The 18606-nt window shown below is 56.2% G+C and carries 14 protein-coding genes; 10 read left to right on the top strand and 4 right to left on the bottom strand.

What is annotated here, in order from left to right; all coding sequences use genetic code 11:
* Window positions 1-118: 118 nt before the first annotated feature.
* From ACEN2T_RS07635 to ACEN2T_RS07590, 10 genes are all read left to right on the top strand, one after another.
* Window positions 119-2623, top strand: a complete 2505-nt coding sequence (locus ACEN2T_RS07635) for a hypothetical protein (RefSeq protein WP_442116528.1) — start codon at window positions 119-121, stop codon at window positions 2621-2623.
* Window positions 2624-2734: 111 nt separating this feature from the next.
* Entirely contained in the window at window positions 2735-4336 is a 1602-nt protein-coding gene (locus ACEN2T_RS07630) for an ABC transporter substrate-binding protein (RefSeq protein WP_122680371.1), read from the top strand.
* A gap of 258 nt (window positions 4337-4594) precedes the next feature.
* Window positions 4595-6223 carry an ABC transporter substrate-binding protein gene (locus ACEN2T_RS07625; RefSeq protein ID WP_032886231.1) on the top strand — a complete coding sequence of 543 codons (1629 nt, stop codon included), beginning with the start codon at window positions 4595-4597 and terminating at the stop codon, window positions 6221-6223.
* Between the two features lie 355 nt (window positions 6224-6578).
* Entirely contained in the window at window positions 6579-8132 is a 1554-nt protein-coding gene (locus ACEN2T_RS07620; RefSeq protein WP_371260713.1) for an ABC transporter substrate-binding protein, read from the top strand.
* A 171-nt stretch (window positions 8133-8303) separates the two neighbouring features.
* A complete protein-coding gene (locus ACEN2T_RS07615; protein WP_032886229.1) occupies window positions 8304-9719 on the top strand; it encodes an OprD family outer membrane porin in 1416 nt (471 codons plus the stop codon).
* An 80-nt stretch (window positions 9720-9799) separates the two neighbouring features.
* Complete coding sequence (locus tag ACEN2T_RS07610; protein ID WP_095183824.1) at window positions 9800-11398, top strand: ABC transporter substrate-binding protein; 1599 nt, start codon at window positions 9800-9802, stop codon at window positions 11396-11398.
* 76 nt (window positions 11399-11474) lie between these two features.
* Window positions 11475-12485, top strand: a complete 1011-nt coding sequence (locus tag ACEN2T_RS07605; RefSeq protein WP_003171721.1) for an ABC transporter permease subunit — start codon at window positions 11475-11477, stop codon at window positions 12483-12485.
* Window positions 12486-12495: 10 nt separating this feature from the next.
* A complete protein-coding gene (locus tag ACEN2T_RS07600) occupies window positions 12496-13407 on the top strand; it encodes an ABC transporter permease subunit (protein ID WP_032886481.1) in 912 nt (303 codons plus the stop codon).
* Window positions 13408-13417: 10 nt separating this feature from the next.
* Window positions 13418-14386: an ABC transporter ATP-binding protein gene (locus ACEN2T_RS07595; RefSeq protein WP_095183823.1), complete on the top strand. Its 969-nt coding sequence runs from the start codon at window positions 13418-13420 to the stop codon at window positions 14384-14386.
* On the top strand, window positions 14386-15357 hold the full coding sequence (locus ACEN2T_RS07590; protein ID WP_095183822.1) for a peptide ABC transporter ATP-binding protein: 972 nt from the start codon (window positions 14386-14388) through the stop codon (window positions 15355-15357). The genes ACEN2T_RS07595 and ACEN2T_RS07590 overlap by 1 nt, the downstream gene beginning before the upstream one ends.
* 98 nt (window positions 15358-15455) lie before the next feature.
* Here ACEN2T_RS07590 and ACEN2T_RS07585 read toward each other — a convergent pair whose 3' ends face one another.
* From ACEN2T_RS07585 to ACEN2T_RS07570, 4 genes are all read right to left on the bottom strand, one after another.
* Window positions 15456-15716: a hypothetical protein gene (locus ACEN2T_RS07585; protein ID WP_122764732.1), complete on the bottom strand. Its 261-nt coding sequence runs from the start codon at window positions 15714-15716 to the stop codon at window positions 15456-15458.
* Between the two features lie 96 nt (window positions 15717-15812).
* Entirely contained in the window at window positions 15813-16058 is a 246-nt protein-coding gene (locus ACEN2T_RS07580; protein WP_099601121.1) for a hypothetical protein, read from the bottom strand.
* A gap of 309 nt (window positions 16059-16367) precedes the next feature.
* Window positions 16368-17567: an MFS transporter gene (locus ACEN2T_RS07575; protein ID WP_122752407.1), complete on the bottom strand. Its 1200-nt coding sequence runs from the start codon at window positions 17565-17567 to the stop codon at window positions 16368-16370.
* On the bottom strand, window positions 17560-18594 hold the full coding sequence (locus tag ACEN2T_RS07570) for a hypothetical protein (protein WP_442116527.1): 1035 nt from the start codon (window positions 18592-18594) through the stop codon (window positions 17560-17562). The genes ACEN2T_RS07575 and ACEN2T_RS07570 overlap by 8 nt, the downstream gene beginning before the upstream one ends.
* Between the last annotated feature and the right edge of the window lie 12 nt (window positions 18595-18606).

The raw sequence follows: 18606 nt of genomic DNA, 5'->3' as shown, positions 1-18606 counted from the left end.
TCCTGAAGCAGCTGTCCAAACAAGAGTGATTTATGGGTCAGACACTTTATCTGCGCCTTCGGCTGGCTACACCCTGCAAGAACGCAAGCAGCGCATCAATGATTACGCTTTTCGCGTAATGATGCTGACTGAAAAAATACCCAGCATCCATCAGGGTGAAAGAAGCGTTAACTTCCAGAATGCCCGACTGTTCATGGAGCCCGCCGGCTACTTCAGCGGTGGTTTATTGGCCGCGGGGTACGACCCTCATGAAAAATTCACAGTGACGTTCTCTTCCTACACGGGAATGGGAAAGCCGGAAAACCTGAGCAGCAGGTCGGAGCGCACCTACTTTGCATGGGAAATTGCAGCAGGTGCTTTAGCGCACGATAAAGTGCAACGGGGCGGCCCGGTCAACTTCAACGAAATGGATATAGCGGCGAAGGATAAAAGGAAGATCGACCAACTGGAGTCGGTTGGTAAAACCCTTCAAAATCATTGGGAAAATGAAGTATCCAAACCCATGCGCGATCCTTCGGGCCCACTGGCGGCCATCTCGGGAGAAGCGGACGCGTATGTTGTAAAAGGAACATTGCAAAGCCTGCGCAGTGATATAGGGAGCTTTAACAAGTTAAGCCCTCAAGGGCAACAAGCGGTCGCGCGCACCCTGGACAACAACTCGCAAGTCATCATTCCAAACGTATACGGCTATCCAATGTCAGGATATGCCTTTATTGCGTACACCCCTTATGATGGAAATTATGAACACCGGCCCAACCAAGGGTTAATGATTGACATCAAGAATGGTTCTGTCCATGAATTACATGGTGATGCAGATTTTGCAAGCTGGGCTAAAGACAACCACGCCAACTTACTGAGAAGTTTTAATACCCGAGACATACAAGGAGGCAAGGATTCGCACTGGCCAAGTGCGGCCTATGTGCTTGATACGTTAATCTCAGGAGCCAATGCCCACTTCCCTGGTTATCACAACTTTCTTTCAGATGAGGAGATACCGGCGGCGCAACTATTTAACTACACCCGAGCCCGAGGCGGTGATTATCGGTTGAAGTTTGGCACCTTGAACAATGGCGTGGCCTCTCACTATCAAGCGGTGAATGCCAAGAATGCGTTATGGTCCGACCAGACTGAAGTCTTTGGTTCCTCGCAGCAGGACTGGAAGTCTGCGAAAGACTTCTGGGGTAATACATTCGGGTACGTCCCTGTCATTGGCAACACGGGCAACATCGTATTCGGCGTCCATGATGGTCTCTACGGTATGACGGCAGAAGATCGTGTGGGAGGCAATGCAGCAGCGGTCATATCAAGCCTGCAATTAGCCCATGAACTTGCTCCAGGCGCTGTAGAGTCCGGACTGAGTGACACCCTCAAGGGTACTGGCCTTCCGAGTGCCGAAAATTACACCTGGAAGCGAAACTCGCAGACACACGACTTTGAGTTCGTAAACGCTCCCAAGCCCCCAAAAAATACCGATGACATCAGCGTTCCAACTAAAGGACTGCCTGGCAACCGGCTGCGCCCCAGCCAAGCGGGGAACATCAGCCAGCACGCGGTGCCGGACGGAGAGCAACTGATCAAAAACACTGCACCCAACGCCAAGGGTATTTATCAGATCAAAGATGCGAGCACAGGCGCCGACCGCTGGCTCATCCGCTACGCCGACGCAACCGGCACCAGCAAGGTGTACGAGATCCGGGAGGATTTCAAACTGAGCAACAACTATGTGCAGATCATTGACCGCGAAACCAGGCTGCCAGTGACGACTGTCCACTCTTCGGGCAATGGCGAATGGGTGTCGGCCAAAGGAAACGGCGGTATCAGGTTGCCCTGGGGGCGCAGCATCTCACCCCCACAAATCGAGGAAATAAAGCCCACACCGTCCTTTGCCAATCATTTCCTCAATACCGACGGCAAACAGATGGAAGGTTCCGCAAGAGTCGATGAATTCTTGAAAATCAAAGCGGGAACCAACTACGACTTCGCCACTACCAATTTCGAGGTCAGCGGAGGCCGCCCCAGAGCGAATTTCAAAGTGTTTTGGAACATCGACGAGACTGGATTTTCCGTTGAATCGGGTGAAAAGGCACAGCTCACGGAACACAGCGCCAGCGAATACTCACCCAACTTTGTTTTGGATATAAACCGCAATCCCTACAGCGTCACCTCGACCGAAAATGGGCTAACCGAGACCCTGCAACTGGACGCCACGGCGGGTTCGGCCGAAAGCATCAGGCAAGCGAGGCTCAGGCAGTTTGAGAGCGCAATTGCTGATGCGGACCTACGTGCGCGCATTTCCGAAGTAGCCCATCAAGGCTCAATAGCCCCGGCCACCATTGAATTGAACGGCAGTTCGGTACTGCAGGATGGCTACTACTTTGGCGCTGACGACACCCAGTTCCACATCAATCACGATGTGTCTAATGGCGGACCCGATAGCGTGACGACGGTCCGGATCACCTCCAAAGGGCACCTCTCCAACCCGGAAAAAGATATCAACCGTGTTCCGGGTGTGGAGGTGATCATCAAGAGAACGTTCACGATCCGGGAAGGCAATGATCTGGATAGTTTATTCACGATCGACAAAGACGCCCCCACTCACATCGAAGTAGTGGTCGCCCCATAGCCGAAGCCTGGCTACAACGCCCCCTTACATGACGCCCCTGAACGGCGGTAACCTCGGTCACCGCCGTTTTCATTTGGCTACGGTTACATGCCTGCCACTTCAGGGGTCTCCATGGAAAGAATCGCCTTAAAACCGCTCCTCCTCGCCGCCGGCCTGCTGGCGTTCATGCCAATGGCCCAGGCCGCCAGCACCCTGGTCTATTGCTCCGAAGCGAGCCCCGCCGGATTCGATCCCAGCCAGTACACCAGCGGCACTGATTTTGATGCTTCCGCCGAAACCGTGTTCAACCGTCTGACCCAATTCAAGCGCGGTGGCACCGAAGTCGAACCCGGTCTGGCAACAAGCTGGGATGTGTCCAGCGATGGCCTGACGTATACCTTCCACCTGCGCGATGGCGTCAAGTTCCACACCACCGATTTCTTCACGCCCACCCGTGACTTCAATGCCGAAGACGTGCTGTTCACCTTCAACCGTCTGCTCGATGCCGACAGTCCGTTTCGCAAGGCCTACCCTTCCGAATCGCCGTACTTCACTGACATGGGCCTGAACACCACGATCAAAAGCGTCGAAAAACTCGACGAACATACCGTGCGTTTCAACCTGAACAACGTCGATGCGTCCTTCGTGCAAAACCTGGCCATGAGCTTTGCCTCGGTGCAGTCCGCCGAGTACGCCGCGCAATTGCTCAAGCAAGGCGCAGCCTCGGACATCAATCAGAAGCCGGTGGGCACCGGACCATTTGTGTTCAAGCGCTACCAAAAGGACTCGCAGATTCGCTACGTGGCTAATAAACAGTATTGGAAACCCGAGGACGTAAAGCTCGATAACCTGGTGTTCGCCATCACCCCGGATGCGGCGTCGCGCCTGCAAAAACTCAAGGCCGGCGAATGCCAGGTCAGCGGCTACCCGCGCCCCGCCGATATCGAAGTGATGAAACAAGACCCGAATTTGCGCGTGCTGCAGCAAGCCGGGTTCAACCTGGGCTTCCTGGCGTACAACGTGACCCACCCGCCACTGGACCAGCTCAAGGTGCGCCAAGCCCTGGACATGGCGATCGACAAGCCGGCAATCATCAAGGCCGTGTACCAGAGCGCCGGACAATTGGCGCAGAACGCACTGCCACCGGCGCAGTGGTCTTATGACCCCACCATCAAGGACGCCCCTTACGATCCCACCAAAGCCAAGGCGCTACTTAAAGAAGCAGGGGTTGCACCCGGCACCACCATCAACCTGTGGGCGATGACCGTACAACGCGCGTCCAACCCGAATGCGCGCATGTCGGCACAGATGATCCAGCAGGATTGGGAAAAAGTGGGCATCAAGGCCAATATCGTCAGTTATGAATGGGGCGAGTACATCAAGCGCGCCAAAAATGGCGAGCACGACGCGATGATTTACGGCTGGACCGGTGATAACGGCGACCCGGATAACTGGCTCGGCGTGCTCTACAGTTGTGCCGCGGTGAAGGGCAGCAACTACGCCAAATGGTGTAACCCGGCCTACGACAAGCTGGTGCAGCAAGCAAAGGTCAGCAGTGACCGTGAGCAGCGCATCAAGTGGTATCAACAGGCGCAAAAAATTCTTAAAGAACAAGTACCTATAACGCCTATTGCAAACTCGACGGTTTTCCAACCCCTGCGCAAAGAAGTCAAAGACTTCAAGATCAGCCCGTTTGGCCTGACGCCCTTCTACGGCGTGAGTCTAGATAAGTAACAGCGACGCCCCAACCAAGTGCGCTAGACGCCTTGGTTGGGCTTTTTTGGTGCGCCCTGCGCACCGAAAAAACCCTCAAAACAGATACAAACATGTCAAAACTTTCATAATTGCGACATTCCTGTACGTTCGTACCACTCTTTCCCGCCTGCAACGGTTCAGCATCTTGCAATGGGTATGGCGCCTGCATAAGTATCCGCAGGCCGACTCACGAGGTCGCCCTCACCACCAAAAATGACAACAAATCATGAGGCCAACATGCTTAAACACGCAGTCATTCCGTTAATTGTTAGCGCTGGCCTTATGGCCGCAGCCCCTTTCGCCCAAGCGGCGACTAACCTGGTGTTCTGCTCCGAAGGGAGCCCGGCCGGTTTCGATCCAGGCCAGTACACCACCGGAACAGACTTCGATGCTTCGGCCGAAACCATGTTCAACCGTCTGAGCCAGTTCGAACGTGGCGGCACCGCTGTTGTTCCTGGCCTCGCCACCAGCTGGGACGTATCCCCGGATGGCCTGACGTACACCTTCCACCTGCGCGAAGGCGTCAAGTTCCACACCACCCCGTACTTCAAGCCCACTCGTGAATTCTCGGCTGACGACGTACTGTTCACCTTCAACCGAATGATCAACAAAGACGATCCATTCCGTAAGGCCTACCCCACTGAGTTCCCGTACTTCACGGACATGGGTATGGACACCAACATCAAGAACATCGAGAAAGTCGACGCCCACACCGTCAAGTTCACCCTTGGCACCGTGGACGCCGCTTTTATCCAAAACCTGGCGATGAGCTTCGCGTCGATCCAGTCGGCCGAATATGCCGCCCAGTTGCTGAAGAACGGTACGCCTCAGGACATCAACCAGAAGCCAATCGGCACTGGCCCGTTCGTGTTCAAGAGCTACCAGAAAGACTCGAACATTCGTTACACCGGCAACAAGGACTACTGGAAACCTGAAGACGTGAAGATCGACAACCTGATCTTCGCTATCACCACCGACCCGTCGGTGCGTATCCAGAAGCTCAAGAAAAACGAATGCCAGATCACCCTCTTCCCGCGTCCGGCCGACCTCAAGGCGCTGGGCGAAGACAAGGACTTGAAACTGCCGAACCAGGCCGGTTTCAACCTGGGTTATGTCGCCTACAACGTCATGGACAAGGTCAAGGGCAGCGACCAGCCCAACCCACTGGCTGACCTGCGCGTGCGCCAGGCGCTGGACATGTCGGTCAACAAGCAGCAGATCATCGACTCCGTTTACCAGGGCGCCGGCCAATTGGCTGTCAACGCCATGCCGCCGACCCAATGGTCCTACGACACCACCATCAAGGACGCCGCCTACAACCCTGAGAAAGCCAAGGCGCTGCTCAAGGAAGCGGGCGTCAAGGAAGGTACCGAAATCGTGCTGTGGGCCATGCCGGTTCAGCGTCCGTACAACCCGAACGCCAAACTGATGGCTGAAATGCTGCAGAACGACTGGTCCAAGATCGGCCTGAAGGTCAAGATCACCAGCTACGAGTGGGGCGAGTACATCAAGCGTTCCAAGGGCGGCGAGAACCAGGCCATGATCATTGGCTGGAGCGGTGACAATGGTGACCCGGACAACTGGCTGAACGTGCTGTTTGGCTGCGATTCCCTGTCCGGCAACAACTTCTCCAAGTGGTGCGACAAGAAATTCGACGGCGTCGTGAAAGAAGCCAAGGCCACATCGGATGTCGCCAAACGCACCGAGCTGTATAAGCAGGCGCAACATATCCTCAAAGATGCAGTCCCGATGACACCTATCGCGCACTCGACGGTGTATCAACCCATGCGCAACACCGTGCAGGACTTCAAGATCAGCCCGTTTGGCTTGAACTCCTTCTACGGCGTGAGCGTCAGCGGCAAGTAAGGATCATTGACGGCGACGTTTCGTAACGTCGCCGTTATTACATCCGCCTGGCCCTTAGGAAATTGACCACGTTCGCAGCCGATGCTTCCTACAGCAACGAACTGCGAAACGGGACTCCGTTGCCTACAGGGTCAATCCAATTTGGCGCATTTACTGTGAAGTCCGCGACCCATAACGTCGTAGGACAGCAGAGGCTCCGACTTGGGAAAGGCACTTGCTGTGTGTGGGATCAGTGATGTCTCCCTGGCTTTGCGCCTGGGTGATTGCTCGCTGATGACAACTACAAACAAGGATCGGGATCGTCATGCGCCATACCACCGTTCTATCCGCCATTTTTGGCACCAGCCTGCTGGCCATGGCCACCATGGGCCACGCCGCCGACAAGAAGAGCCTCGTGTTCTGCTCGGAAGGCAGCCCGGCAGGTTTTGACACCGCGCAATACACCACCGCCACCGACAACGACGCGGCCGAGCCGCTGTACAACCGGCTGGTTGAGTTTGAAAAAGGTGCAACCAACGTACAGCCTGGGCTGGCGACCAAGTGGGATATTTCCGAAGACGGTCTGACCTACACCTTCCATCTGCGTGAAGGGGTGAAATTCCACAGCAACAAGGAGTTTAAGCCGACGCGCGACTTCAACGCCGACGACGTGCTGTTCACCTTCAACCGCATGCTGGACCCCGACCACCCGTTCCGTAAGGCCTACCCCACCGAGTTTCCGTACTTCAACGGGATGAGCCTGAACAAGAACATTGCCAAGGTCGAAAAAACCGACGCAAACACCGTGGTGATGACCCTGAACACGGTGGACGCCGCGTTCATACAAAACATCGCCATGAGCTTCGCTTCGATCCTCTCAGCCGAATACGCCGAGCAGTTGCTCAAGAGCGGCAAGCCCAGCGATATCAACCAAAAACCGATCGGCACTGGCCCGTTCGTGTTCCAGCGCTATCAGAAAGACTCGCAGATCCGTTACACGGGCAACAAACAGTACTGGGACCCGAGTCGCGTTCAGCTCGATCAACTGATTTTCGCCATCAACACCGACGCCTCGGTGCGGGTGCAGAAGCTCAAGGCCGGGGAATGCCAGGTGACCTTGCATCCGCGTCCGGCTGACGTCGATGCGCTCAAGGCCGACCCGAAGCTTCAACTGCTGACCAAACCGGGCTTCAACCTCGGCTACATCGCCTACAACGTGCGCCACAAGCCATTCGACCAGCTCGAAGTGCGCCAGGCGCTGGACATGGCGGTGAATAAGCAGAGCATCCTGAATGCCGTGTACCAAGGCGCGGGGCAACTGGCGGTCAACGCCATGCCGCCGACGCAATGGTCTTACGACGACACCATCAAAGACGCCGCCTACAACCCGGAAAAAGCCAAGGAACTGCTCAAGGCTGCCGGAGTGAAGGAAGGTACCGAGATCACCCTGTGGGCGATGCCGGTGCAACGGCCGTACAACCCCAACGCCAAGCTGATGGCCGAAATGCTGCAAAGCGATTGGGCCAAGATCGGCCTGAAAGTGAAGATCGTCAGCTACGAATGGGGCGAGTACATCAAGCGCACCAAGAACGGTGAGCACGATATCAGCCTGATCGGCTGGACCGGCGACAACGGTGACCCGGACAACTGGCTGGGCACCCTCTACAGCTGCGACGCTATCGGCGGGAACAACTACTCCATGTGGTGTGACCCGGCGTACGACAAGCTGATCAAGCAAGCCAAGGTCGTCACCGACCGCGAACAAAGGACTGTTCTCTACAAGCAGGCTCAGCAATTGCTCAAGCAGCAAGTGCCGATCACGCCTGTCGCCCACTCGACGGTCAACCAGCCGTTAAGCACCAAAGTCGAAGGGTTCAAAGTGAGCCCCTTCGGCCGCAACGTGTTCTCGGGCGTCAGTATTACCCCATAAGAAAATAACCGGATTGCAGGAGAGCGAAGTCAGCTCTCCGGCAAACGTGCAGCCTTTTATTGGGATTTTTCCTACGGCAAACGTTTGCAAGTGCCTGAACGAGTTACACACCAATAGTCGGTTCACCTAAAAAGACCGGCATAAAAAAAGAGAACCAAAGGAGCTTCACCCATGAAACTGAGCAGCAAAGCGCTTCTGGCCCTGGCCATCAGCACCATCACGGCAACCGCCTACGCTGAAACCCAAAGCCAGGACTTCGTTCCTACCACGTTGGCCGGCACCAGCGCTCAAAGCGAGGCCAAAGGCTTTATTGACGGTCAAAGCCTGGGCGGCACCACGCGTAACTGGTACTCGAACGAAAAATTCAACCGCAACACCCGCATCACCTATTTCAAGGATAAAGGCGACCTGACCAAGACCAGCATTTCCCGTCGTTACAACTGGGACCAAGGCACCATCCTCAATTACACCTCGGGGTTTACCCAAGGCACCGTTGGGGTCAGCACCGAAGTTGCGGCCTACAACGTGATCGCTCTGATCCGTGATCAAAAGGACATCGGCGGCGGCTCCAACCGCACCCTGGCCCACGACCGCGGTGACGCGGTGGACCAGTGGAGCAAACTGGGCCTGGCCAACGTCAAGTTCCGCGTATCCAACACCACGCTGACCGCCGGTCGCCAGAACTTCAGCAGCGGCATCGTCGACACCATCGGCAACCGTGCCCTGCCGTCGAGCTTTGAAGGTGTGAGCTTCAACAGCGAAGAATTCAGCAACCTGTCGTTCCAGGGCGGCGTGTTCGATCGCGTTTCGCCACGTACCGAACAGAGCCTGTCGAAGTTCCGCAGTGAGTACAACAGCAAGGGCGCAGCGGGCGTCGAGACTGACAAGGTTTACACACTGGGCGCCAACTACCAGCCGCTCAAGAGCCTGAAAACCAGCTTCTTCGCAGCCAACGTGAAGGACTTCTGGAACCAGTACTACTTCGGCGCTACCCACGAGCTGGGTGACAGCTCGGTACTGGGCCTGACCACCGGCTTCAACTACTACAAAACCGTCGATGAAGGCAAAAAGCTGATGGGGGATATCGACAACGATACCTACTCCCTGTCCCTGGGACTGACCCACCAGGCCCACAGCCTGACGTTCTCGTACCAGCAAGTGAACGGTAACGAGTACTTCGACTACCTGCACGAAACCAACGGTATCTACCTGGCCAACTCCCTGACGTCGGACTTCAACGGCCCGAACGAGAAGTCCTTCCAGGTTGCCTACGGTATCAACATGGCCGAATACGGCGTGCCTGGCCTGAAGTTCAACATCTACACCGCTCGCGGCTGGGGCATCGACGGTACGCACTACACCGGCAACCGCGGTGTAGAGAACAAAGGCTACGACGGTGTCCAGGCTCAGGATGGCGAACACCACTATGAATACGGTGTTGGCGCGTCTTACGCCCTGCAAAGTGGCCCGCTCAAAGCCACCACCATTCGCGCCACCTACGTAGCGCACCGTGCTAGTGAACAACAGTCTGACGGCAACCTGAACGAATTCCGTCTGGTTACCACCATCCCGTTCAACATTCTTTAATTAGCGCCAGGTAAACGGCGGGCTCAGGACGAGCCCGCCGTCTACGCTTGTCTGGTCCCATCGATTGCAGAGGGCTCTGAATGAAAATGCTCCCGCTACAAGCTGCCGTTGCCGCAGCGCTGTTAAGCGTCGCTATCGGCGTATCGGCCAAACCCCTGGTGGTCTGCACCGAAGCCAGCCCGGAAGGTTTTGACCCGGTCCTGTACACCACCGCCGTCACCGCCGATGCCGCCGCTGAAACCATGTTCAACCGTCTGGTCGACTTCAAGCCAGGCACCACCGAAGTGGTGCCTGCACTGGCCAAAGACCTGCCAGAGATCAGCGCCGATGGCCTGACCTACACGTTCCACCTGCGTGACGACATCAAGTTCCACACTACCGACTACTTCAAACCCACGCGCAACCTGAATGCCGATGACGTGCTGTGGAGCTTCCAGCGCCAGCTGGACCCGAATCACCCTTGGCACAACAAGTCCGTCGTGGGCTATCCCTACTTTGAAAGCATGGGCTTCAAGGAACTGCTCAAGAGCGTAGAGAAGACTGACGATCACACCGTCGTCTTTACCCTGACTCGTCCTGAAGCACCGTTTTTGGCCGACCTGGGTATGGCGTTCTCTTCGATCCACTCCGCCGAATACGCCGACCAACTGCTCAAGTCCGGTAAGACCGACGACCTGAACGCCAAGCCGATCGGTACTGGTCCGTTCATCTTCACGCGCTACGCCAAGGACGCCCAGGTACGCTTCAAGGCCAACCCGGAGTATTTCCGTGGCAAGCCGGCGGCAGATCCGCTGATCCTCGCGGTCACTACCGACAACAACGTACGCCTGCAGAAGCTCAAGGCGAACGAATGTCAGATCGCGCTGTTCCCCAAGCCCGATGACATTCCAAGCATCAGGAAAGACCCGAACCTCAAGGTCGATGAACTGGCGGCGATGACCACCAGTTACACCGCAATGAACACCACTCACAAGTACATGAGCGATGCACGGGTTCGCCACGCGATCAATATCGCGTTCGACAAAGCAGGCTATACCGAAGCCCTCTTCGGCAAAGGCAATGCGGTCGTGGGCACCGGCCCGTATCCACCGACTTTGCTGGGTTTCAATACGAACCTGAAAAACCCGCCCCGTGACCTCGACAAAGCCCGCGCCCTGCTCAAGGAAGCCGGTGTACCGGAAGGCACCGAGTTCACCCTGTTTACCCGTAACGGCGGCGGCCCAACCAACCCCAACCCGATGCTCGGCGCCCAGCGCATGCAGGCGGATCTGGCGCAGGTTGGCTTGAAAGTGAATATCAAAGTCATGGAATGGGGCGAGATGCTCAAGCGCGCTAAAAACGGCGAGCACGACATGGTCTCGGCTGGCTGGGTAGGCGATAACGGCGACCCGGACAACTTCCTCACGCCCAACCTGAGTTGCGATGCCGCTAAAAACGGCGAAAACTACGCCCGCTGGTGTAACAAAGAGTTTCAAGCCCTGATCGACAAAGCCCGCGCAATTGATGAACCCGCGGCTCGGGCTGCGCTCTATGAACAAGCACAGGACGTTTTCGAAAAGGACCAACCATGGCTTCCCATGGCTTACCCGAAACTGTTCACCGCCATGCGTAAAAACGTAGAAGGCTTTACCCAAAGCCCTCTAGGTACAAATAACTTCGCCACCACCCAGGTGAAGTAAATAAGAGAAACGCTCGGCGCCGTCCACCAGGACGGTGCCGAACCTGCCTAACCGGCTGATTGAGGTACACACCAAGATGTTTAGTTTTATTGCCCGCCGACTGGGGTTATTGATCCCCACGTTTTTCGGCATCACGTTGCTGACGTTTGCGTTGATTCGCATGATCCCCGGCGACCCCGTCGAAGTCATGATGGGCGAACGACGAGTCGACCCCGAGATGCACGCACAGGCAATGGAGCGCCTTGGCCTTAACAAGCCGCTGTATGCGCAATATTTGGACTATGTCGGCAAACTCGCCCAAGGCGACCTTGGCGAATCGCTGCGTACCCGTACCAGCGTGTGGACCGAATTCACCGCCCTTTTCCCGGCGACCCTGGAACTGTCCATGGCCGCCCTGTTGTTCGCCGGTATCCTGGGCCTGTTGGCCGGGGTGATCGCGGCACTCAAGCGAGGATCCCTGTTCGACCACGGGGTGATGGGCATCTCCCTCGCGGGCTATTCGATGCCGATCTTCTGGTGGGGCCTGATCCTGATCATGTTCTTCTCGGTGAGCCTGGGCTGGACCCCGGTTTCCGGGCGTATCGACCTGCTCTACGACATCGAGCCGCGCACCGGCTTCATGCTGATCGACACCCTGCTGGCTGACGAGCCGGACGCGTTCTGGGATGCGCTGCACCACCTCATCCTGCCGGCCATCGTGCTCGGCACTATTCCATTGGCAGTGATCGCACGGATGACCCGTTCATCCATGCTCGAAGTGCTGCGTGAAGACTACATCCGTACCGCCAAGGCCAAAGGCCTGTCGCCGGCACGCGTGGTATTTGTCCACGGCCTTCGTAACGCGCTGATCCCGGTACTGACCGTGGTCGGCCTGCAAGTCGGCACCCTGCTGGCTGGTGCGGTACTGACCGAAACCATCTTCTCGTGGCCCGGTATCGGCAAATGGCTGATCGAAGCCATTGGCGCGCGGGACTACCCGGTGGTGCAAAACGGCATCCTGCTGATCGCCTGTCTGGTGATCCTGGTGAACTTCGTGGTGGATATCCTCTACGGCTTCGCCAACCCACGCATCCGTCACCAGCGCTGAGATCATGACCATGACCACACCTACTCCCGTGTCAGCAGTCGATCAAAGCCTGCTGTACCCGTCCCCGTACAAAGAATTCTGGCAAGCCTTTTCCAAGAACAAAGGCGCGGTTGCCGGCCTGTTCTTCATGTTGTTGATCGTGTTTTGCGCGATCTTCGCGCCGTGGGTTGCACCCCACAACCCGAGTGAGCAATACCGTGACTTCCTGCTCACCCCGCCGTCGTGGCTGGAAGGCGGTCAGATCCAGTTCCTGCTCGGCACCGACGAGCTGGGCCGTGACTTGCTCTCGCGCCTGATCCAAGGTTCGCGCCTGTCGCTGCTGATCGGTTTGTCGTCGGTGGTGATGTCGCTGATTCCGGGCATCCTGCTGGGGCTGTTCGCCGGCTTTTTCCCGCGCCTGCTCGGCCCGACCATCATGCGTTTGATGGACATCATGCTGGCCCTGCCGTCGCTGCTGCTGGCGGTTGCCATTGTCGCAATCCTCGGCCCAGGCCTGATCAACACCGTGATCGCCATCGCTATCGTCTCGCTGCCGTCCTATGTGCGTCTGACCCGCGCAGCGGTGATGGGCGAGTTGAACCGTGACTACGTGACCGCCGCTCGCCTCGCCGGTGCCGGCCTGCCACGCCTGATGTTCATCACCGTGCTGCCTAACTGCATGGCACCGCTGATCGTGCAGGCGACCCTGAGTTTCTCTTCGGCGATTCTCGACGCTGCCGCGTTGGGCTTCCTCGGTTTGGGCGTTCAACCGCCAACCCCTGAGTGGGGCACCATGCTGGCTTCGGCCCGTGACTACATCGAACGCGCCTGGTGGGTGGTGAGCTTGCCTGGTTTGACCATTTTGCTCAGCGTGCTGGCAATCAACTTGATGGGTGACGGACTGCGCGATGCGCTGGACCCGAAACTCAAGAACGCCGCCTGAGGAGATTCCCATGTCACTGTTAGAAATCAAGAATCTCAACGTACGATTCGGCGACAAGACCGCCGTACCAGTGGTCGATGGCCTCGACATTTCGGTCGACAAAGGCGAAGTCCTGGCGATCGTTGGCGAATCGGGCTCGGGTAAATCCGTGACCATGATGGCGCTGATGGGACTGATCGAGCATCCCGGCATCGTTACCGCCGACGCCCTGAACTTTGACGGCAAGGACATGCTCAAGCTGAGCAACCGCCAGCGCCGCCAGATCGTCGGCAAAGACCTGGCGATGGTGTTCCAGGACCCGATGACTGCGCTGAACCCCAGCTACACCGTGGGTTTCCAGATTGAGGAAGTGCTGCGCCTGCACCTGAAAATGTCCGGCAAGCAAGCGCGCAAGCGTGCCATCGAGCTGTTGGAAAAGGTCGAAATCCCAGGCGCCGCCAGCCGTATGGACGCCTACCCGCACCAACTGTCCGGCGGCATGAGCCAACGTGTGGCAATCGCCATGGCCATTGCCGGCGAACCGAAACTGTTGATTGCGGATGAGCCGACCACCGCGTTGGACGTGACCATTCAAGCGCAGATCATGGACCTGCTGCTGGCCCTGCAGAAAGAGCAGAACATGGGCCTGGTGCTGATCACCCACGACCTCGCCGTCGTGGCGGAAACCGCCCAGCGCGTGTGCGTGATGTACGCCGGCCAAGCCGTGGAAGTCGGCCAAGTGCCGCAACTGTTCGACATTCCGGCACACCCGTACAGCGAAGCGCTGCTCAAGGCGATCCCTGAACACAGCCTCGGAGCTACGCGCCTGGCCACGCTGCCGGGTATCGTGCCAGGCCGCTATGACCGCCCGCAGGGTTGCCTGCTGTCGCCGCGTTGCCCGTATGTGCAGGACAGCTGCCGTCAGACACGCCCGGGCCTCGACCCTAAATCCAACAGCCTTGCACGCTGCTTCTACCCCTTGAACCAGGAGGTGGCGTAATGGCCGTCGTTCTTACCGCCCGCGACCTGACCCGTCACTACGAAGTGTCCCGTGGCCTGTTCAAGGGCCACGCCACCGTGCGCGCCCTCAATGGTGTGTCGTTCGAACTGGAAGCCGGCAAGACCCTCGCGGTTGTAGGCGAGTCGGGTTGCGGCAAATCTACCCTGGCCCGTGCACTGACGTTGATTGAAGAACCGTCGTCCGGCTCCTTGAAAATCGCCGGTCAGGAAGTGGCCGGCGCCGACAAGGCCCAGCGCAAGCAATTGCGCAAAGACGTGCAGATGGTGTTCCAGAGCCCGTACGCCTCGTTGAACCCGCGCCAGAAGGTCGGCGATCAACTCGGCGAGCCGCTGTTGATCAACACCAATCTGTCCGCCGCCGAACGCCGCGAAAAAGTGCAGGCGATGATGAAGCAAGTGGGCCTGCGCCCTGAGCATTATCAGCGCTACCCGCACATGTTCTCCGGTGGTCAGCGCCAGCGCATCGCCCTGGCCCGCGCCATGATGCTGCAACCGAAAGTGCTGGTGGCGGATGAACCGACCTCGGCACTGGACGTGTCGATCCAGGCGCAGGTACTCAACCTGTTCATGGATTTGCAGCAGGAATTCAACACGGCCTACGTGTTCATTTCCCACAACCTGGCGGTGGTGCAGCACGTCGCGGATGACGTGATGGTGATGTACCTCGGCCGTCCAGTGGAGGTGGGCCCTAAAGAAGACATCTACGCGCGCCCTTTGCACCCGTACACCCAGGCGCTGTTGTCGGCCACCCCTACCATTCATCCGGATCCGAACAAACCGAAGATCAAAATCGTCGGCGAGTTGCCCAATCCACTGAACCCGCCGTCAGGATGCGCTTTCCACAAGCGCTGCCCGTACGCGACGGCGCGGTGCAGCAGCGAGGAGCCGCAATTGCGCGCCTTGGATAACCGGCAGGTGGCTTGCCACTATGCCGAGCAGTTCGTGGCCTGATCCCCACAAAAAAGGCCCTGGGGCTTCACTCCAGAGCCTTGCTTGAGTTCTACAGCCCTTCCCGCCAGGTTGCGCATCAGCCTGGCAGGAGGGGTTTTTTATGTCTGGCTGTCGCCTTCATCGTCCGGGTCATCGCTGTCCGGATCGTCGGTGGTGGAGTCTTCATCATCCTTGCTGCCGCCTTGGTCTTGATCACCCGGTTCAGCCTCGGACTTCGCCAGTTGCAGATCCTGCGCACTGTGCACCGCCGACAGCGCCACACCGCCCTGCGCCGGGTTATGCGCCCAGGCCGTCGACATCCCCAACGACAACAGCACCAGCACCTTTATCAACAACACTACGCGTTGAAAAATACTCATGGTTGATTCCGTCCAGTCAGTAGGTGAATCCCGCGCGGCAGCTGTTCAGCCCCGCCAGCGTTGACGCTAGCCCCGATACGGTGTTTGCGCCAGGGCTCAGGTGTCGCCGTCGTCGTAGGTTTCGCTGTCTTCGCCTTCGTTGTAAGGGTTTTCCGCATCCTCCTTTGGCGCAGGCTGAACTTGCGGCTGCCAACTGCCGGAGTTGACCTCGTTTTGCTTCTTCTTGGTGACAGGGCCGGTGTCCTTCCACTGCGGCGCTCCTGCGCCCGCCAGTGCCGGAAGGGCCGTCAGCCCCAGAGCGGCCAGCAACACCAGGGGGATAGCGCGTTGAACATTTCGCACGGTGGTCTCCTTTACAGTCGGTGGGTAAACGCTAGACCCGATGCAGGGTTATCGCCAATCCCATGCCTGTTGAAAGCAAAAATGTGGGAGGGGGCTTGCCCCCGATAGCGTAGTGTCAGCCCCGAATGTACTGGCTGACACACTGCTATCGGGGGCAAGCCCCCTCCCACATTTTGTTTTGCAACGCCCAAGAAAAAGGGCGAAGCCATCACAGCTTCGCCCTTCTTCTTACCGCTCAGACCTTAATGGTGCTCGCGAGTAGCCCGGAATTTCACATCCGGCCAACGCGCCTCCATAAATGCCAGGAGTCTATAAGGGTTCGGGTTCGAAACGAGTAGCTTGATAGATAAAGGGCATTGAACACATTGCCAATGTAGCTGTTACCACCCAAATGCTATGCCCACCGAACAAACCGTAAATTTGTCCGCCCAATGCCGGACCAAAAACGGCACTGGCACTCCAGCAAACAGAAAAAAGCCCGAAGTAATGCCCGCTTTTACCAGATTGCGCAAACTGCATAACAAGTACGCTTAGGGTCGGCAAAAATAGAATTTCGCCAAGCGTCCAAAGTGCAGTTGATATAAAAACATAAAATGGATCAGAGCCAAAAGGCAACATACTTAGCCCAACAGCAAGCAGCAGACTGCCGGTTAAAATCTGGCGACGAGCCCCCCAGCGCTCAGTCCAGTGAGAAATTGGAATTTGCAGTACCACAATCAACCCAGCATTCAATGCAAATTGCCATCCTATAAAGTCCGCACCGAGGTGATAGTAGTCGATCAAGTAATTCCCAAGCATGCTGTAGATCGGTTCAAAGGCAAGTCCAAGTAAAACGCTGGCCGCCAATAGCCAGAGAAAAGATCGGTCTCTGTAGGGCTTTTGGGAAGTCTTATTGAAGTCGTCTGGAACACACGACACTTCTACAGTTCTATGTAAAATCGAATAGGCAAACCACAGAAGCCCAGAAAACATCACCGCAGCACTGACAAAAAACAACCATCGAAAGTCGATTTGTGCCAATGCACCGCCCATCACCCCTGCAACCGCCATTCCTAAATTCGCTGCGACGCGATTCAATGCCTGGGCCCGAGGCCTTTCCATCACATCACAATATTCCATGATTAAACGTTGGTGCAGTGTTCGAACGGCCCCATCAAATACACCGCCTAATACCAGAAGCCCAGCAAGCACATACATATTCGTACTAAGCCCCAAGAGAACCAGTACGATGCCACATCCGAATAAAAGTATTAGAGTAAGTTTTGCGCAAGGGACATGATCACTTAATAAGCCCCCACCCAACGAACCTACTAAAAGGCCGACACCATAACCCGACAACAACCAGCCGACCCATTCAATAGGCAAACCCAGAATTTGACGGAGATACAGCGCCATAAACAGCTTGACCATGGCGCTCACTCGATTAATAAAAATCAGTGATGCAAGCACCCAAGCCACTTGACTGAAATAATGATTAAGTCGAGAGGCAAAGAAATTAAACCTAACCATATAGCGAATCCAAATCCCGAAACACCGCCCCATCTATTCCGCTTGACTCGAACGGAATATCTAAGCGCGCAACATTATTTGCATCGTAAAAATATAGCGCCTTTAACGACTTACACCCAGCCTCTATTAACAGAGGGTTATTTATTAAAAAATACCTGACTGAGGGGCTAAGTGCTGCCATCCGAATAAGCAAACGCCAATCACCGAAATTATTTTCCGGAATAACAGCTCTCGTACCAAACCGTTTTTTATATTGAAACGTCCCCTTAGTCAGAAATGGCTCGCACCCCTGAAAATCAACATAGTCAATAGCTGAACTATTCGCCGCCCACTCTATAATTGAGTGATAAACAAAGTTTTGAGAGCCGTTAACCCGATAAGTACCGCTCCCATTTTTAACTCCGATTAGCCGAGCATTTAGTATCCGACCAGACTTATCAATTTGCGAAACGCTTCCCGCGACCCACTCCTTGGCATCGTATATCCGAAACAACACGCCTTGTTTGAACAAGCGAGCGTATGCTTCTTTTTCCTCGACGCTACGCGCCAGATCTCCATAGCGACTCTTCATCGTTGGCAAATGCATCGAGTGATAAAACTCAAAAAAATCATGATCTTCAAACGAAACATTGTAATGAAATCCCTGAGCGACACATTGCTCTCGCCGCTTACCCTCTCTCTTAGACAGCTGGCTCTTTATGTCATCCCAGGGTCCAGACACATCAACCGCCTGATGGATACGACTTACCCCCACAACATCACTGTCCAGCGCAAAGTGGCTAATGATCGTCTTAGGGGCCATTAGACATAACATCTCGCTTTTGACTATTTGCAGAAAGCATTCAAGCTCCCTCCATTCAAAAGCGCCTTGACGGACTACAGATGAACGTTCGAAAAAACGCTCTTCTATAAACGGCGCAATATAGACCAACCCCTCTCTGACACCCACATATGTAATTTCAGCCTCTTCACCTAATACAGAGTACCCCTTGACAACGCGAAAACGGCATAACTTATCTACCGACATACTCACAACCCA

The organism is Pseudomonas sp. W22_MBD1_FP4, from assembly GCF_052113765.1.
Classification (GTDB): domain Bacteria; phylum Pseudomonadota; class Gammaproteobacteria; order Pseudomonadales; family Pseudomonadaceae; genus Aquipseudomonas; species Aquipseudomonas sivasensis.
The sequence above is the reverse complement of the archived record's forward strand: the minus strand, read 5'-3'. Positions and strand labels throughout refer to the sequence as shown.

What these genes read in the sequence shown, in the direction of transcription:
- ACEN2T_RS07635 (WP_442116528.1), top strand. Translation starts at nt 119, where the DNA reads ATGATGCTGACTGAAAAAATACCCAGCATCCATCAGGGTGAAAGAAGC.
- ACEN2T_RS07630 (WP_122680371.1), top strand. Translation starts at nt 2,735, where the DNA reads ATGGAAAGAATCGCCTTAAAACCGCTCCTCCTCGCCGCCGGCCTGCTG.
- ACEN2T_RS07625 (WP_032886231.1), top strand. Translation starts at nt 4,595, where the DNA reads ATGCTTAAACACGCAGTCATTCCGTTAATTGTTAGCGCTGGCCTTATG.
- ACEN2T_RS07620 (WP_371260713.1), top strand. Translation starts at nt 6,579, where the DNA reads ATGGCCACCATGGGCCACGCCGCCGACAAGAAGAGCCTCGTGTTCTGC.
- ACEN2T_RS07615 (WP_032886229.1), top strand. Translation starts at nt 8,304, where the DNA reads ATGAAACTGAGCAGCAAAGCGCTTCTGGCCCTGGCCATCAGCACCATC.
- ACEN2T_RS07610 (WP_095183824.1), top strand. Translation starts at nt 9,800, where the DNA reads ATGAAAATGCTCCCGCTACAAGCTGCCGTTGCCGCAGCGCTGTTAAGC.
- ACEN2T_RS07605 (WP_003171721.1), top strand. Translation starts at nt 11,475, where the DNA reads ATGTTTAGTTTTATTGCCCGCCGACTGGGGTTATTGATCCCCACGTTT.
- ACEN2T_RS07600 (WP_032886481.1), top strand. Translation starts at nt 12,496, where the DNA reads ATGACCACACCTACTCCCGTGTCAGCAGTCGATCAAAGCCTGCTGTAC.
- ACEN2T_RS07595 (WP_095183823.1), top strand. Translation starts at nt 13,418, where the DNA reads ATGTCACTGTTAGAAATCAAGAATCTCAACGTACGATTCGGCGACAAG.
- ACEN2T_RS07590 (WP_095183822.1), top strand. Translation starts at nt 14,386, where the DNA reads ATGGCCGTCGTTCTTACCGCCCGCGACCTGACCCGTCACTACGAAGTG.
- ACEN2T_RS07585 (WP_122764732.1), bottom strand. Translation starts at nt 15,716, where the DNA reads ATGAGTATTTTTCAACGCGTAGTGTTGTTGATAAAGGTGCTGGTGCTG.
- ACEN2T_RS07575 (WP_122752407.1), bottom strand. Translation starts at nt 17,567, where the DNA reads ATGGTTAGGTTTAATTTCTTTGCCTCTCGACTTAATCATTATTTCAGT.
- ACEN2T_RS07570 (WP_442116527.1), bottom strand. Translation starts at nt 18,594, where the DNA reads ATGTCGGTAGATAAGTTATGCCGTTTTCGCGTTGTCAAGGGGTACTCT.